This window comes from Seohaeicola zhoushanensis, from assembly GCF_014656415.1.
In the GTDB taxonomy this organism is placed as follows: domain Bacteria; phylum Pseudomonadota; class Alphaproteobacteria; order Rhodobacterales; family Rhodobacteraceae; genus Seohaeicola_A; species Seohaeicola_A zhoushanensis.
This window is the reverse complement of sequence record NZ_BNCJ01000002.1, coordinates 742,254-759,024: the sequence shown is the minus strand read 5'-3', so window position 1 is coordinate 759,024 and position 16,771 is coordinate 742,254. Positions and strand designations below refer to the sequence as shown.

The window sequence follows — 16,771 nt, the reverse complement described above, 5'->3', positions numbered from 1 at the left end:
CACCCCGCGCAACAGCTCCCCTCTCCCCGAGGGGGAGAGGGTCAGGGTGAGGGGGAAAACCACCCACCACTCCGCGCCACAGATCCCCTCTCCCCACGGGGGGAGAGTGTCAGGGTGAGGGCACCCCCGGAACTGATCCAACCCCGCCCCTCCCGCGTATGATCTTCATATGCCGGAGGCCGCCCCCATGCGTCACACCCTCTTCGCCCTGCTCCTCGCCTTCGCCCTCGCCGCCCCCGTAGCGGCGCAGGATGCGGGAATCGAGGACACGATTTCCCGCCAGATCGAGGCCTTCAAGGCCGACGACCTCGCCCGCGCCTTCAGCTTCGCCAGCCCGATGATCCGGGGCCTCTTCGGCAACCCCGAGAATTTCGGCAGCATGGTCCGGAACGGCTACCCGATGGTCTGGCGCCCGGCCGACCTGCGCTTCCTCGACCTGCACGACGAAGGCGGCCGCCTCTACCAGAAGGTGCAGATCACCGATGCCCAGGGCCGCGTCCACCTGCTCGACTACGAGATGATCGAGACCGAGAGCGGCTGGAAGATCAACGGCGTGCGCATCCTCGAAGCCCCCGGCGTCGCCGCCTGATGCGCGCGCTGGCCTGAGACCGCCTTAACCCTTTTCCCCTACCCCCTTGCCCGTTTGCTGTCCGGCAGATCAACCGGGCGTTCTTGCGGGAAAGGGATTTCGATGAACAAGGCGATCACCGACGGGCTTGTGCTGATGCCGCCGGCCTTCGCGGCCGGGCTGGAGGCCTGGTCGAGCGGCAACGGCACGCCGGGATCCGACACCTACGACGGCAACCCCAATGCCGCCCTGGTGCCGGCCGACCAGGATTTCGGCGGCTGCCTCGAACTGCTCAAGACCGATGCCACGCAGAAGCTGCGCTACATGGGCGAGGTGCCGCTGCTGCCGGGCTGCTACCTGCAGATCCGCGCCCGCGTGAAGGCGATCAGCGGCAACCTGCCCAATGTCCGTATTGCCGCCTGGGCCGGCGGCGCCGGCGGCGCCCATGTCGGCGGCGTAACCGAGACCGGACCCTCCGTCGCGCTCACCACCTATGGCCAGGTGGTCGAGGTCGCCGCCATCGTCGGCACCGGCAGCCGCGGCGGCGTCGACATGGCCTGGGGCACCGGGGCGCTCTACGGCCATTTCGGCCTCGACCTGACCGGCCCGACGGGCGGCATCGTGCGGATCGACGATATCGTCATCGAGGATGTGACGGCCTTCTTCCTGCGCGACATGCTGAACCTGGTCGACGTGCGCGACTATGGCGCCCTGGGCGATGGTGTCACCGACGATTCCGCCGCCTTCGCCGCCGCCGATGCCGCCGCCAACGGGCGCCGCGTGCTGGTCCCGGCGGGGGACTATCACCTGGCCGAAAGCGTCACCTTCGAGAATGTCGTCACCTTCGAGGGCACCGTGAGCATGCCCGCCGACAAGATGCTGCTGCTCACGCGGAACTTCGACCTGCCCGCCTATATCGCCGCCTTCGGCAACGAGGAGCTGGCCTTCCGCAAGGCCTTCCAGGCGCTGCTCAACAATGCCGACCACGATTCGCTCGACATGGGCGGGCGCAAGATCTCGGTGAGCGGCCCCATCGACATGGCGGCGGCGGTGCCGAACAAGTCGAGCTATGCCACCCGAAGGGTGATCCGCAACGGCCAGCTCGAAGCGATGAACTCGGCCGCCTGGGACACCGAAACCGTGACCTCGCAGGCGAGCTATTCGCCGTCGAACCCCGAGAGGCTGACCGGCGTGGTCAATATCGCCAATATCCCGGTCGGCGCGCTGGTCGAGGGCGCGGGCGTCGGGCGCGAGATCTACGTCAAGGCGCGCAACCTCTCGACCCAGCAGCTGACGCTCAGCGGCGCGCTCTACGGCGCGGCGGGTACGCAGACCTATACCTTCCGCGACTTCCGCTACCTGCTCGACTTCAGCGGCTTCTCCTCGCTGTCGAAGTTCGAACTGGCCGAGGTCGAGATCCAGTGCAACGGTCGCTGCAGCGGCATCCGCCTCGCCCCGGCGGGGCTGACCTTCGCCCTGCGCGATTCCTACGTCTCCCGCCCGAAGGACCGCGGCCTCACCTCGATCGGCGAGGGCTGCCAGGGGATGCTGATCGACCAGTGCCAGTTCCTCTCGAACGAGGATGCCGAGGATGTCTCGGATCGGGTCTCGATCGCGCTGAACGCCAATGCCAACGACGTGAAACTGAGGAACAACCGCGCCACAAAGTTCCGCCATTTCGCGGTGCTGGGCGGGTTCAACGCGATGATCCAGGGCAATCACTTCTTCCAGGGCGACGGCGTCGCCGACGGCGTGCGCTCGGCCGGGCTGGTGCTGGTGGGCGGCTTCTGCTCGGCCACCGTGGCGGGGAATTACATCGACAACTGCTCGGTCGAATGGACCAACGAGCGCGACGCCGAGCCGGGCTTCACCACCGGCTTCTCCTTCGGCGGCATGACCATCACCGACAATATCTTCCTCTGCGGCGATGTCGCGCCCTGGTTCAGCTTCCTCGTGGTGAAACCCCATGGCGCCGGGCATTTCCTGAACGGCGTCAGCGTGCGCGGCAACAAGTTCCGCTCCGCCCAGGGCAGCATCGAACGCGCCGAACGGGTCGACACCAGCTTTGCCGACCTCGACCATTCCCGCGCCAAGGACGTGACCTTCGAGGGCAATTCCTATTTCCAGGTCGCGGCCCAGATCGCCAACCCGATGCGCCTGACCCATGCCGAGGCGACGGCGGCCACGACCTGGGTGGTCGACCTCGCCGGGCAGCTGCCCTTCGGCGGCCAGGCCCGCGGCATCGACGCGCTGGTGGCGCTGGGTCCGATCCGCACGGCCGGCAACGCCACCCGCTTCGCGATGCCGCATGTGCTGCTGGCGCAGGGCGGCAACAAGGATCGCGTTCACCTGGTCTGGGAAGAGGCGGTCAAGGGCGAGGTGGGGCTCAGCCTGCGGATGGACGGCTGACCCGCTGATTTCTCTTCTTTCCAAATACCTCCGGGGGGGCCGCGCCCCCCAGGAAACCACCCGCCACGGGGCGTTGACGCCGGGCTCCCGGCGTAGGGCGGGGTTCACCCCGCCGCCCCCGAAGTCAGCGGACCTTCAGCGTCGCCAGGCCGATCATCGCCAGGATCAGCGAGATGATCCAGAACCGGATCACGATGGTCGGCTCGGCCCAGCCCTTCTTCTCGTAGTGGTGGTGGATCGGCGCCATCAGGAAGACACGCTTGCCGGTGCGCTTGAAGTAGAGCACCTGGATGATGACCGAGAGCGCCTCGACCACGAAGAGGCCGCCGACGATGGCCAGCACGATCTCGTGCTTGGTCGCCACCGCGATCGCGCCGAGCGCTCCGCCGAGGGCCAGCGAGCCGGTATCGCCCATGAAGACCGCCGCCGGCGGCGCATTGTACCACAGGAACCCGAGCCCGCCGCCGAAGAGCGCGGCGGTGAAGACCAGGATCTCGCCGGTTCCCGGCACGTAATGCACGTCGAGATATTCCGAGAAGACCGCGTGCCCCACCGCGTAGGAGATCACCCCCAGGGTGGTCGAGGCGATCATCACCGGCATGATCGCCAGCCCGTCTAGCCCGTCGGTCAGGTTCACCGCATTGGCCGCGCCGACGATCACGCAGATGCCGAAGGGAATGTAGAGCAGCCCGAGGTCGATCAGCGTGTTCTTGAACACCGGAAGCGCCAGTTCCCCCTGCAGCGCCGCCGGGTGATAGCGCGCCGCCCAGAAGGTGGCGATCCCGGCGATCAGGATGCCCAGCAGCATCCGCACCCGGGCAGGCACGCCCTTGGTGTTCTGCTTGGAGACCTTGGCATAGTCGTCGGCAAAGCCGATCAGCGCATAGGCGAGCGTCACGAAGAGCACCAGCCAGACGAAGGGATTGTCGAGCCGTGCCCAGAGCAGCGTCGCCGTGGTCAGCGCGCCGACGATCAGCAGCCCGCCCATGGTCGGCGTGCCGGCCTTGACGAAATGCCCCGCCGGGCCGTCGTCGCGGATCGGCTGGCCCTTGCCCTGCCGGCGGCGCAGCACCGCGATCAGGGGACGCCCGAAGATGAATCCGAACAGCAGCGCGGTCAGGAAGGCGCCGCCCGCCCGGAAGGTGATGTAGCGGAACAGGTTGAAGAAGTCCCCGCCGTCACTCAGCGCGGTCAGCCAGTAGAGCATGTCTTCGTGATCCTACTCGTCATCATCGGCATTCGCGCCGGAGGGCGCCCCATGACCCATTTTGCGGATCGCGTCAACGATCCGCGCCATCTGCATCGAGAGCGAGCCCTTGACCAGCACGACATCGCCGCTGTCGAGCTTGTGGCGCACGCCCTGCGCCATCTCCTCGCTGGTCGCCGTCCAGGCCCCCCGCCGCGCCGGAGGCAGCGCCGCGTGCAGCGCCTGCATCAGCGGGCCGACGCAATGCACCGTGTCGATCGCCTCCATCGCCGGATGCGCCGCCAGTTCCGCGTGCATCGCCGTGGCCTCGGGCCCCATTTCCTTCATGTCACCCAGGAAGGCGATCCGCCGCCCCTGCGAGATGCGCCCCGTGTCATGACGTACCCGCGCCGCCGCCAGCACCTCGAGCGCGGCCCCCATCGCGGTCGGGTTGGCGTTATAGGCGTCGTCGAAGAGTTCCAGCGTCAGGTCGGTCTCGACCGGGTCGAGCCGGATCACCTCGCGGGTGCCCCTGCCCTGCACCGGCCGCCAGCGCCCGATGGCCTGCACCGCCAGGGCGAGATCCGCGCCCAGCGCCTCGGCCGCCGCCAGCGCCCCCAGCGCGTTCATCGCGAAATGCCGCCCCGGCGTCGCCAGCTTGAACAGCACCGGCGCGCCACGCGCCTCGGCCTGGACAACGGTGGTATCCCCGGCGAGCTTCGCCTCCTTCAGGACGTAATCGGCGCCTTCGTGGCCAAAGCCGACCATCCGCGCGCCCACCGCGGCGGCCTTGTCGGCGAGGATCTGCGCCGTCTCGATATCGCGGTTCAGCACCGCCACGCCGCCAGGCTCCAGCCCCTCGAAGATCGCGGCCTTCTCCTCGGCGATGCCGGCGATGCTCTCGAAGGCCTCCAGGTGCACCGCCGCCACCGTGGTGACCAGCGCCACATGCGGGCGGGCCATCTTCGCCAGCGGCGCGATCTCGCCCGGGTGGTTCATGCCGATCTCGATCACCGCGAATTCGGTCGCCGCCGGCATCCGTGCCAGGGTCAGCGGCACGCCCCAGTGGTTGTTGTAGCTGGCAACCGAAGCATGGGTGCGCCCCTGCTCGGACAGGATCTGCGCCATCATCTCCTTGGTCGAGGTCTTGCCGACGCTGCCGGTGATCGCCACCACCCGCGCATTCGTGCGGGCCCGACCAGCCCGGCCGAGCGCCTCCAGCCCCGCCTGAACGTCCTCGACGACCAGCAGCGGCGCATCCGCCGCCACGCCCTCGGGCACATGGGTCACCAGCGCCGCCGCTGCGCCGGCCGCCAGCGCCTGGGCGACGAAGTCATGCCCGTCGCGCGCCGCCTTGAGCGCGACGAAGAGGTCGCCCGGCATCAGCGTGCGGGTGTCGATCGAGACGCCGGTCGCCGCCCAGTCGCCCTGCGCCCGCCCGCCCGTCGCGGCAGCGGCGTCCGCCGCAGTCCAGAGTGTCATGGCTGCCCCCCGTCCAGAACCCGCACGGCCATGCTGGCCTGCTCCACGTCGTCAAACGGCAGCACGTCGTCGCCGACCACCTGCCCGGTCTCGTGCCCCTTGCCGCAGACCATCAGCGCATCGCCCGGCCCCAGCATGTCGACCCCGCGCAGGATCGCCTCGGCGCGGTCGCCCACCTCCAGCGCGCCCGGCGCGCCTGCCAGCACGGCGGCGCGGATCGCCGCCGGCACTTCCGAGCGCGGATTGTCGTCGGTCACGATCACCACGTCGGCATTCTCGGTCGCGGCCTTGCCCATCAGCGGCCGCTTGGTCGCATCGCGGTCGCCACCGGCGCCGATGATGGCAATCAGCCGCCCCATCACATGGGGCCGCGCCGCCGCCAGCGCGGTGGCCACCGCGTCGGGCGTATGGGCATAGTCGACAAACACCGCCGCGCCGTTCCCGCGCGTGGCCGCCAGCTGCATCCGGCCGCGCACGGTGGTCAGATGCGGCAGCGTGTCGAAGACCTCGGCCGGATCGTCGCCGCAGGCGATCACCAGCCCGCAGGCGGTCAGCACGTTGCTGGCCTGGAACCCGCCGACCAGGTTGAGACGGCTCTGGAACACCTTGCCACCAAAGGAAAACCGCAGGTCCTGTCCGGTGGCGTCAAAGCGCTGCGCCAGCAGGCTGAGGTCGCCGACGCCATGGCCGACCGAGATCACCCGCTGCCCGCGCGCGGCGGCAATCGCCCGCATCTCGGCCCCGCGCGGGTCGTCGATATTGATGACCGCCGTGCCTTCCTCGGGCAGCACCCGGCGGAACAGCCCGGCCTTGGCGGCGAAATAGGCCTCGAAGCTGGCGTGATAGTCGAGGTGGTCCTGGGTGAAATTGGTGAAGGCCGCCGCCTTCAGGCTCACCCCGTCCAGCCGGCGCTGTTCCAGCCCGTGGCTCGAGGCCTCCATCGCCGCATGGGTCACGCCGGCAGCCGCCGCCTGTGCCAACACCCGGTGCAGCGTGATAGGCTCGGGCGTGGTGTGCTTCAGCGGGGCGCTCCACGCGCCCTCGACGCCGGTGGTGCCGACGTTGACGGCGTTGTGGTCCAGCTCCATCCAGATCTGCCGCGTGAAGGTGGCGACCGAGGTCTTGCCGTTGGTCCCCGTCACCGCGACCATCACCCCCGGCTGCCCGCCGAACCAGAGCGCCGCCGTATAGGCCAGCGCCTGGCGCGGGTCGTCGCTGACGATCAGCGCCGCGTCGGAAGCCGCCAGCGCCCCGGCGGCGATGCGCGCGCCCTCGGCGTCGGTCAGCACCGCCGCCGCGCCCTTGTCCAGCGCCGTGGCGATGAAGGTCGCGCCATGCACCTTCGTGCCGGGCAGCGCCGCGAACAGATGTCCGGGCCGCACTTCGCGGCTGTCTACCGACAGCCCGGTGATTTCGGGATTGCGCCCGCCCGCGGCGGTCAGCGCCAGCTGGCCCAGCCGCTTCGGGGATACGTCCGACGCCATGTTCGACCCTCGTTCAGTTCGAGGTCAGCCTTACCTCAGCGAGGCGGGCGGGTTCAATCACCGGCCGCAGCCCGAGCAGCGGCGCAATCCTGCCGATCATCTCGGCGGCGACCGGCACGGCGGTCCAGCCGGCGGTGCGGCGGGCCTCGGTGCCCGAGGTCTCGACCGGCTCGTCCAGCGTCACCACCAGCACGTATTTCGGATCGCTCGCCGGGAACATCGAGGCGAAGGTGGCGATCACCTTGTCCTCGTAATAGCCGCCCTGCGGCTTGGGCTTGTCGGCGGTCCCGGTCTTGCCGGCGACCTGGTAGCCCGGCACCTCGCCCATGCTCGCCGATCCGTCGGTCACCACCCCGCGCAGCATCATCTGCGAATTTGCGGCGGCCTTGGCCGACATCACGCGCGGCCCGTATTGCGGCCCGCTCTGCTTGAGCAGGGTCGGGCTGACGTAATGCCCGCCATTGGCGATGGCGGCATAGGCGGCGGCAAGGTGCAGCGGGCTGGCCGAGAGGCCGTGACCATAGGAGATGGTCATCGCGCTCAGCTCGGACCAGTTCTTCGGCATCAGCGGCTTGCCGCTGTTGGCCTCGCCCACCTCGACCGGGGTCGGTTCGAGGAAGCCGAGCGCACCGAGGAAGTCACGCTGCCGCTCGGCCCCGATCATCTGCGCGATGCGGGCGGTGCCGATGTTCGAGGACTTCTCGATGATCCGCGTCACCGTCATCTCTTTTCCGTAGTAGTGGAAATCGCTGATGCGGAACTTGCCCCAGCGCAGCGGGCCGCGGATGTCGATCACCGTCTCGGGGCTGACGAGGCCCAGGTCCATCGCCTGCGCCACCGCGAAGATCTTGAAGGTCGAGCCCAGCTCGTAGACGCCCTGTACGGCGCGGTTGAACAGCGGGCTGACCGAGGGGTCGAACCCCGAGGTCGGCGGCGCCGGGCGGTCGTTCGGGTCGAAATCGGGCAGGCTCACCATCGAGATGATCTCGCCGGTGTGCACATCCATCAGGATCGAGGTGGCGCCCTTGGCGTTCATCAGGCGCATACCGCCGTAGAGCACCCGCTCGGCCGCCGCCTGCACCGAGAGGTCCAGCGCCAGGGTCAGCGGCTTGCCGGCGTTGGCGGGGTCGGCGAGATAGCCGTCGAACTGCTTCTCCACCCCGGCCACGCCGATCAGTTGCGCCGCGTTCACGTCCTCTTCGCCGAACCGCGCGCCGCCCAGCACGTGGGCCGCCAGCTTGCCGTTGGGATATAGCCGCATCTCGCGCCCGCCGAACAGCAGGCCCGGATCGCCGATATCATGCACCGCCTGCTTCTGCTCGGGGCTGATGCGCTTCTTGATCCAGACGAACTTTCTCTTGCCCGTGAAATCCCTTATGAGGCGTTCCTCATTCAGATCCGGGAAGATCTTGACCAGGCTTTTCGCCGATTCCACCGGGTCCACCAGCATCGGCGGCTGGGCATAGAGCGAGTTGGTCTCGAAGTTGGTCGCCAGGATGCGCCCGTCGCGGTCGGTGATGTCGGCGCGCTGCGCGGCGATGACGCTGCCGCCGGCGCTGGCCATCGGCTCCACCGGGACCGTGGTCGCCAGCATCCCCATGCGCACCCCGACGACGGCGAAGGCGACGGTGAAGAAGGCGCCCAGCACCAGCAGCCGCCCCTCGGCGCGCGAACGGGCGCGGTCCTGCATCTCGGCATGGCGCCGGCGCAGGTTCTCGCGCTCGATCTCCTCGGTGTTCTCGCCCCGCTCGCGGGCGGGCAGGATACGGGCCAGCGGACGCAGCGGCGTGCGGATCATGGGTTCTGCTCCTGGCCGAGGTTCGACACGTCGACGCCATTCGTGATCATCAGCGGCATTTCCGAGACCGGCGCCGGCGGGTAATTCACCTCGTCGATGCGCCCGAATTGGTCCGAGCGCAGCGGCAGCAGGCCAAGCCGGTCGAAGTTCAGCTCGGCCAGTTCCATCAGCCGGTCGGGACGGTTGAGATAGGCCCATTCGGCCCGCAGCACGCTGAGACGCAATTGCGCCGCGCCGATCTGGCGTTGCAGCGACTGGGTTTCACGCAGCACCTGCTGGGTCGCGTAGTTCTCGCGGTAGGCCCAGAAGGCAAGGCCGATCACGGCAATCGCGGAAAGAACATAGATCAGGCCCCTCATGACGGCCTCCTTTCGATCTCGGGCATTCCGATGTCACGGGCGGCGATCGGGCCGGCGGGCGCGTCGGTGCGCCGGGCCACCCGCAGCATGGCCGAGCGCGAGCGCGGGTTGGCCGCCAGTTCGGCCTCGTCGGCGCTGATCGCCTTGCGGTTCAGCACGATGAAGCGCGGCGCCTCCTCGACGGTCTCGGGCGCATAGCGGTTGGCCCGCCCGGTCTTTCCCGCGCGCGCGGCGAGGAAGCGCTTGACCATGCGGTCCTCGATGGAATGGAAGGTCACCACCGCCAGCATCCCGCCGGGCTTCAGCGCCCGCTCGGCCGCCATGAGGCCCTGGTGCAGCTCGTCATATTCGGCGTTCACCGCGATCCGCAGCGCCTGGAAGCTGCGGGTGGCCGGGTGCGACTGGCCGGGCTTGGCACGCGGCAGGCAGCTCTCGACAATCTGCGCCAGCTCCAGCGTCCGGGTGATCGGCCCCTGCTCGCGCGCACGCAGGATCGCGCGCGCGATGCGCCGGCTGGCGCGCTCTTCGCCATAATGGAACAGGATATCGGCCAGCTGCGCCTCGGTGGCGGTGTTCACGATATCGGCCGCGCTCGGCCCGTCCTGCGACATCCGCATGTCGAGCGGCCCGTCGCGCAGGAAGGAGAACCCGCGTTCGGCCATGTCGAGCTGCATCGAGGATACCCCGAGGTCGAGCACGACACCGTCGAGGTCATGCGCATACTCGTCCATCTTCGAGAAGACCCCCGGCTGTTTTACCAGCCGGTCGCCATATTGGCCGGCCCATGACGCCGCCATTTCGAAGGCAAGAGGATCGCGATCCACCGCGATGACCCGTTCCGCCCCCGCATCGAGGAGCGCACGGGTGTAGCCTCCAGCACCAAAGGTGCCATCGAGCCACGTTCCCGATATCGGCGCGACTGCCTCCAGCAGAGGCCGTAGCAGAACAGGGATGTGAGGATCAGAATCATGTTGGTCTCCCTTCTCGCCCATCGGTCTATGTCTCGCTCGCGGGCTTGGGCGCCTCTGCAAGCAGCTTGCGCGGGTTGAACCCGGCGGGGAATTTCGCGGCCATCGCGCGTTTCTTCGCCAGCGCCTCGGTCTCGTAGGTCTCGGGCTTCCAGATCTGGAACTTGTCGCCGGCCGCGATGAAGTATGCCTCGCCTTCCAGGCCGATCTTCTCGCGCTGCTTGGCCGGGATGACGATCCGCCCGGTGTCGTCGACCGTGGCGTAGAGGCTCAGACCGTTGAAGATCCACTCCAGGTACTCGCGCTCGTCCGAGCCCTCTTCGAGCGTCTGGATCCGGGCATCGACCGCGTCGACGCCTTCGATCGTGTAGCATTCGAGGTAGTTGCGGTCATCGTCGCCATAGACGATGGCGAATTCGGCGTTCTGGCCGACCTGCCAGTTCGGGTCGCCGGCTTCGATCACACGGCGAAAAGAGGCCGGGATCGAGACCCTGCCCTTACCGTCGATCTTGTTGAGGCTCTCGCCCCTGAAGCTCCGGCTCACCTTGCCTGCCCTTTTGTCCGCGCCCCCGCGTCCTTGAAATCGGTCCCCAGAAAGGAAAACGGCGGGTTGATCTGCTGCCACTGATCAACCCGCCGCCCTCGTCCCGCCTCGCGGGGTGTCCAGCTGCGCGCGCCACCTGGGGGGATGCTGCTCGCACACGCGCCGGATCTCTGTCGTCTGATGAAGCCGTTTGCCTGTATGAAACCTTAGGTTTTTCTTTTGTTTACGGGACCTTGGGTAGGTCCTCTTTGCCGTCCTCATCCGATGACCAAGGGATGCCACGGGAATTCATGGAAATCAACGGGAATTTTTGGGCAAGCACCCCACAGAGGCCATTCGGGGCAGTTCAGACACAGTTTTCATCTATAGGGAGGCAGAGCCAATTCGCGGGTGTGGTAGACCACCGAAAATTTTCCACAATATATTGATTGAACGGGTTCCCACCCAGCCGCTCCCATGAATTCCCGAAAAAATCCCAGGGCCAGCCGGGCCCGCGCCGATGTTGCTAATTCGTTCGCAAATCACGCCGCGATTCCCCCGCAGCTCCCGCGAAATCGCGACGAATCACCGGCGCGTGATCCGGAATCGGGCGTTTTCCCATCCCGGTGCCATGAAATCCCGGCCCGCGTTCGCGAACCGCCTGCAACTTGGGCAACACCCCAGGCGCGGCGCCGCTTCCTCGGACATATGGTGCACCGGCACCACACCTTCGGCCCGCCCATGCGCGTACTGCATGGCAGCAATGAGTTTTCCCCTATTGTGCACCTGCAGCAATCGTTTATGTTGAGAGCATGTTAAGGCGACGACATACGGCGCCGAAGCAACGAGACGAAAATGACGACCTACACTGCCTTCATCCAACCGCGCGCCGACATGGCCGTGCAGATCGCCGAGAGCATCGGCAGGTTCGCACGCCGCATCGTGTCCCTGCGGCGGAAGGGTTGACAAGGTCGCCGCGGTCAGCGCAATAGCGCAGCCAAGGCGGCCCGAAGGCAAAGACGATTGAATATAGGCCCTTAGCGGCCAGAGATACAAGGATCAGGCGCTTCTCTCCTCCTCCCTGAGGCGTCTGTAACCAGCGGCGGCATCATCCTCCTCCCCGATGCCGCCGCACCAAATACCACCGGCGAAAGCCGTGGAACGAAGCTCTCGGGTCGCTCCTCCTCCCTCGCGCCCGAGTGCTCAAAGAGACGGCGGCGCCCCTCCTCCTCCCTGGCGCCGCCGTTTTGTTTTTTCAGCCCCCCATTCGCAATGCTGCACAGCAGCGTAGATCGGCATCTGCGATGCTGCACAGCAGAATTGAATTGTGAAAGTTTTGTTACAAGCCCTGCCCCAGACGCAGGGCTCGGGCCTTTCGCTCAGAAGGGAATATCGTCCGCCGCCGTGACGAAACGCGCGACAACCTTCTTGATGCCGGCCTTCTCGAAGGAAATTTCCAGCTTGTCGCCCTCGATGGCGATGATCTCGCCATAGCCGAACTTCTGGTGGAAAACCCGCTCGCCCGTGGTGAAGGCGCTGACCGCGTCAAGGTCGATCACCGTGTTGCGGCTTTCCGAGGGCTGCGACAGCCCCCGCTGCCCGGCGCGCGACTGCAGCCGCTTCCAGCCCGGCGAGTTGTAGCCATCCGCCGCCGCCACCCGTTCCGACATCCCCGCCGAAGGGCGCGGCGCGGCCGACCCATAGCCGCCGCCATAGAGGCCCGGCGGCGTCAGCACCTCGACATGTTCCTCGGGCAGCTCGTCGATGAAACGCGAGGGCAGTGCCGACTGCCACTGACCGAACACCCGCCGGTTGCCGGCAAAGGAGATCGTGCAGACCTCCTCGGCGCGGGTGATTCCCACGTAGGCCAGCCGCCGCTCTTCCTCGAGGCCCTTGATCCCGCTCTCGTCCATCGAACGATGCGAGGGGAACAGCCCGTCTTCCCAGCCGGGCAGGAAGACCGCCGGGAACTCCAGCCCCTTGGCCGCGTGCAGCGTCATGATGCTGACCTTGGCGCCGTCCTCGGCCTGGTCGTTGTCCATGATCAGCGCGACATGTTCGAGGAAGCCTTGAAGATTGTCGAAGTTCTCCAGCGCCTTGACCAGTTCCTTGAGGTTCTCCAGCCGCCCCGGTGCCTCGGGCGTCTTCTCGTTCTGCCACATCGCGGTATAGCCCGATTCATCGAGGATGATCTCGGCCAGCTCGGTATGCGGAATGTCCTTGTCGCCGGCCATCCGGCCCCAGCGGTCCAGGCTCTCGACCAGGAAGCGCAGCTCGCCGCCGCCCTTGCCGGTGACATCGCCGTCCTGCAAGGCAAGCCGTGCGCCGTCGACAAGGCTCACGCCATTCTCGCGCGCCTTGACCTGCAGCTTCTGCTGGGCCTTGTCACCGAGGCCCCGCTTGGGCGTGTTGACGATGCGTTCAAAGGCCAGGTCGTCCTCGGGCGAGACCACCAGCCGGAAATAGGCCATGGCATCGCGAATCTCGAGCCGCTCGTAGAAGCGCGGCCCGCCGATCACCTTGTAGGGCAGCCCGATCGTCAGGAAGCGGTCCTCGAAGGCGCGCATCTGGTGCGAGGCCCGCACCAGGATGGCCATCTCGTCCAGGCCGTAGGGCCGCATCCCGCGCGTGCCCTTCTGCATCGACTCGATCTCCTCGCCGATCCAGCGCGCCTCTTCCTCGCCGTCCCAATGGCCGATCAGCCGCACCTTCTCGCCGCGTTCGGCCTCGGTCCAGAGTTCCTTGCCAAGCCGCCCCTGGTTGCCCCGGATCACCCCCGAGGCCGCCGCCAGGATATGCGGGGTCGACCGATAGTTCTGCTCCAGCCGCACCACATGGGCGCCCGGGAAGTCCTTCTCGAAGCGCAGGATGTTGCCCACCTCGGCGCCGCGCCAGCCATAGATCGACTGGTCATCGTCACCGACGCAGCAGATGTTCTTGTGCCCGCCCGCCAGCAGCCGCAGCCACATGTACTGCGCGACGTTCGTGTCCTGGTATTCGTCGACGAGGATATAGCGGAACCAGCGTTGATACTGCTCCAGCACGTCCGGATGGGTCTGGAAGATCGTCACCATATGCAGCAGCAGGTCGCCGAAATCGGTGGCGTTCAGCTCTTTCAGGCGGGCCTGGTACTGGGCATAGATCTCGGTGCCGCGATGGTTGAAGGCGCTGGCGTCCGCAACCGGCACCTTCTCGGGCACCAGCGCGCGGTTCTTCCAGCCATCGATGAGCGAGGCAATCATCCTCGCCGGCCAGCGCTTCTCGTCGATGTTGTTGGCCAGCACGAGCTGCTTCAGCAGGCGGATCTGGTCGTCGGTGTCGAGGATGGTGAAGTTCGATTTCAGCCCCACCAGCTCGGCGTGGCGGCGCAGCAGCTTGACGCAGATGGCGTGGAAGGTGCCGAGCCAGGGCATCCCCTCGACCGCCTCGCCCAGCATCGAGCCGACGCGGTTCTTCATCTCGCGCGCGGCCTTGTTGGTGAAGGTCACCGCCAGGATCTCGTTCGGGCGCGCCTTGCCGGTGGCCAGCAGGTGCACGATCCGCGCGGTCAGCGCCCGCGTCTTGCCGGTGCCAGCCCCGGCCAGCATCAGCACCGGCCCGTCCAGCTGCTCCACTGCCGCGCGCTGCGCGTCGTTCAGCCCGTCGAGATAGGGCGCCGGACGCGCCGCCATGGCCCGCGCGGACAGCGGGACCGCCCCGAAGGCGTCGATGTCGTCGTAACTGCTCATGTCCGCACCTTAGCAGCGGGGGTTGCACAGGGAAAGGGCGTTCGCGCTATGTTCCGCCGCCGCCCGTCGGCGTCAAGCTGCCTGCGTAACGGCCGAGCAGGCGCGAAAAGGTGGTGATCTCCTCCTCGCTCCAGTCCTCGAAAATGCCGACCAGCCGCTGCCACTTGAATCGGAAGAAGGCCTGCAGCAGCGCGCCGCCCCTGGCGGTGATCTCCAGCACCGACTTGCGCCCGTCGTCCTGCGCCGCTGCGCGTCGGACATAGCCCTTCTCGATCAGCGCCGCCGCGATGCGCGAGGCGCGCGAGGGGTCGATGCTGAGCTCTTCGGCCAGGCTGCCCACCGTCGGCTGCGCCGGCGCGGGCCGGCCGACGCCATTGGCCACGCGAACCACCGCCGCAAGGCCCTGGAACACCGCCGGCTCCAGCCCGCAGTCCTCCTGCCGCAGAAAGGCCGCGACCAGGTCGCCCTTCAGCACCTGCCGGCTCATCTGGAACAGCGTCTGGTCCAGCATCACCAGTGCCTCGCCCGCACCCGCCGGCACCCGCGAATTTCGCAGGTGTTCGTCGACGATGTCGCGATAGGTCTTGCCGTTGTAGGTCGGTTTGACGGGGGGCTGTGTCATGGCGGCAAGATAGGGGCCAAGCCTGCTTTCGTCAATCAGGTGACAACCCCATATACTTGACAAACGCACATATCAGTATCAGGTTCTGGCCCAACCCGCCCCGGCGGCGCGATGACAGGAACCCCCGATGTCCGATACCCCCACCCAGGCCAGCGCGCCCCAGCCCCAGGTCCGCTCGATCCGCCTGGTGCTCGCCTCGACCGCGTTGCTGCTCCTGCTGGCCTCGCTCGACCAGACCATCGTCACCACGGCGCTGCCCACCATCGTTGCCGACCTCGGCGGGGTCGAACACCTGAGCTGGGTGGTCACCGCCTATTTCCTCGCCTCCACCGTGGTGGCCCCGCTCTATGGCAAGCTCGGAGACCTCTACGGGCGGCGCAACACCATCTTCGTCTCGGTGACGCTGTTCCTGCTCGGCTCGGCGCTCTGCGGGCTGGCGCAGAACATGCTGTTCCTGATCCTCGCCCGCGCCCTGCAGGGGCTGGGCGGCGGCGGGCTCTTCGTGCTGGCGCTCTCGGTCATCGGCGAGGTGATCCCGCCGCGCGAACGGGGCAAGGTGCAGGGCCTCTTCGCGGCGGTCTTCTCGCTCTCCTCGGTGCTTGGCCCGCTGATCGGCGGCTGGTTCGTCGATGTCTTCTCATGGCACTGGATCTTCTACATCAACCTGCCCGTCGGGCTGGTCGCCATCGCCATCTTCGCCGCCTCTTTCAAGCCGACCGGCCGCCGGGTGAAGCACAAGATCGACTGGGCCGGCGCCGCCTTCCTGACCATCGCGCTGGCCTCGCTGACCCTGTTCACCAGCCTCGGCGGGCGCAGCTTCGCCTGGACCTCGCCGCAGACCATCGGCCTCGCCGCGCTTACGCTTTTCGCCACGCTCGCCTTCCTGCGCGCCGAGACCAAGGCGGCCGAACCGATCCTGCCGCTCGGCCTGTTCCGGCTGAACGTGTTCTGGACCTCCAGCGTCGTCGGCTTCATCGCCGGGGCCTCGATGTTCGGCACCATCACCTTCCTCCCGGTCTACCTGCAGATCGCCCGCGGCGTGACGCCCACCATCTCGGGGCTGATGATGGTGCCGATGACGCTCGGCCTGCTCACCGCCTCCAACCTGTCGGGGCGCTACATGCGGCGCACCGGGCGCTATGGGGTGCTGCCCCGGATCGGCACCTCGCTGCTGGTGGTCGGGATGCTGCTGCTGACGCAGATCGAGGCCGCCTCGCCCGCGCTCTACGTCTTCGCCTCCATCGCGACCGTCGGCCTGGGTATGGGCTCCATCCTCCCCGTCCTCACCACCTCGGTGCAAAGCGCCGTCCCGCGCGAACAGCTCGGCACCGCCACCGCCAGCGGCATCATGTTCCGCCAGATCGGCGGCGCGCTGGCCGTCGCGGTCTTCGGCGCGATCTTCGCCGCCCGCCTCGGCATGGGCGACAGCGCCGAGTCGCTCTCGCCCGAGCTGATCGCGTCCCTGCCCGAGGCCGCCCGCGCGGTCATCGGCGACAAGGTCAGCCAGGCGCTGCACCCGGTGTTCTGGCTTGCTGCCGGCCTCGGTCTTGTCGGCCTCGCCTTCTCGCTGCTGCTGAAGGAGATCCCGCTGTTTTCCAACGCGCCCAAGGCCGAAACCGCCTGAGCTATGGACAAGCCCGTGCC

General features: G+C 67.6%; 12 protein-coding genes. 3 read left to right on the top strand and 9 right to left on the bottom strand.

Annotated elements, in window-relative coordinates:
* Positions 1–187: 187 nt before the first annotated feature.
* Both IE266_RS07690 and IE266_RS07685 read left to right on the top strand, forming a co-directional pair.
* Entirely contained in the window at positions 188–589 is a 402-nt protein-coding gene (locus IE266_RS07690) for a DUF4864 domain-containing protein (protein WP_189679441.1), read from the top strand.
* A gap of 102 nt (positions 590–691) precedes the next feature.
* Positions 692–2,977: a glycosyl hydrolase family 28-related protein gene (locus IE266_RS07685; RefSeq protein WP_189679440.1), complete on the top strand. Its 2,286-nt coding sequence runs from the start codon at positions 692–694 to the stop codon at positions 2,975–2,977.
* 124 nt (positions 2,978–3,101) lie between these two features.
* Here IE266_RS07685 and mraY read toward each other — a convergent pair whose 3' ends face one another.
* The 9 genes from mraY to IE266_RS07640 all read right to left on the bottom strand — a co-directional run bounded on the left by mraY (position 3,102) and on the right by IE266_RS07640 (position 15,127).
* Positions 3,102–4,184 carry a phospho-N-acetylmuramoyl-pentapeptide-transferase gene (gene mraY / locus IE266_RS07680; protein ID WP_189679439.1) on the bottom strand — a complete coding sequence of 361 codons (1,083 nt, stop codon included), beginning with the start codon at positions 4,182–4,184 and terminating at the stop codon, positions 3,102–3,104.
* Positions 4,185–4,196: 12 nt separating this feature from the next.
* Positions 4,197–5,645, bottom strand: a complete 1,449-nt coding sequence (locus tag IE266_RS07675) for a UDP-N-acetylmuramoyl-tripeptide--D-alanyl-D-alanine ligase (protein WP_189679438.1) — start codon at positions 5,643–5,645, stop codon at positions 4,197–4,199.
* Positions 5,642–7,129, bottom strand: coding sequence for a UDP-N-acetylmuramoyl-L-alanyl-D-glutamate--2,6-diaminopimelate ligase (locus IE266_RS07670; RefSeq protein ID WP_189679437.1), 1,488 nt, complete (start codon positions 7,127–7,129; stop codon positions 5,642–5,644). Before IE266_RS07670 ends, IE266_RS07675 begins: the two co-directional genes overlap by 4 nt.
* Positions 7,130–7,142: 13 nt before the next feature.
* The gene (locus tag IE266_RS07665; RefSeq protein WP_189679436.1) at positions 7,143–8,927 is read right to left on the bottom strand and encodes a peptidoglycan D,D-transpeptidase FtsI family protein; all 1,785 of its coding nucleotides are present in this window, start codon (positions 8,925–8,927) and stop codon (positions 7,143–7,145) included.
* Positions 8,924–9,286: a cell division protein FtsL gene (ftsL, locus tag IE266_RS07660; protein ID WP_189679435.1), complete on the bottom strand. Its 363-nt coding sequence runs from the start codon at positions 9,284–9,286 to the stop codon at positions 8,924–8,926. The genes IE266_RS07665 and ftsL overlap by 4 nt, the downstream gene beginning before the upstream one ends.
* Complete coding sequence (gene rsmH / locus IE266_RS07655) at positions 9,283–10,278, bottom strand: 16S rRNA (cytosine(1402)-N(4))-methyltransferase RsmH (protein ID WP_189679434.1); 996 nt, start codon at positions 10,276–10,278, stop codon at positions 9,283–9,285. Before rsmH ends, ftsL begins: the two co-directional genes overlap by 4 nt.
* Before the next feature lie 4 nt (positions 10,279–10,282).
* Entirely contained in the window at positions 10,283–10,798 is a 516-nt protein-coding gene (gene mraZ / locus IE266_RS07650) for a division/cell wall cluster transcriptional repressor MraZ (RefSeq protein ID WP_189679433.1), read from the bottom strand.
* 1,358 nt (positions 10,799–12,156) lie between these two features.
* The gene (locus tag IE266_RS07645) at positions 12,157–14,505 is read right to left on the bottom strand and encodes an ATP-dependent helicase (RefSeq protein WP_189679432.1); all 2,349 of its coding nucleotides are present in this window, start codon (positions 14,503–14,505) and stop codon (positions 12,157–12,159) included.
* Positions 14,506–14,551: 46 nt separating this feature from the next.
* Positions 14,552–15,127, bottom strand: coding sequence for a MarR family winged helix-turn-helix transcriptional regulator (locus tag IE266_RS07640; RefSeq protein WP_229863923.1), 576 nt, complete (start codon positions 15,125–15,127; stop codon positions 14,552–14,554).
* Positions 15,128–15,254: 127 nt separating this feature from the next.
* Here IE266_RS07640 and IE266_RS07635 point away from each other — a divergent pair, with 127 nt between their 5' ends.
* A complete protein-coding gene (locus tag IE266_RS07635; RefSeq protein WP_189679431.1) occupies positions 15,255–16,751 on the top strand; it encodes an MDR family MFS transporter in 1,497 nt (498 codons plus the stop codon).
* The last annotated feature ends 20 nt before the right edge of the window (positions 16,752–16,771 follow it).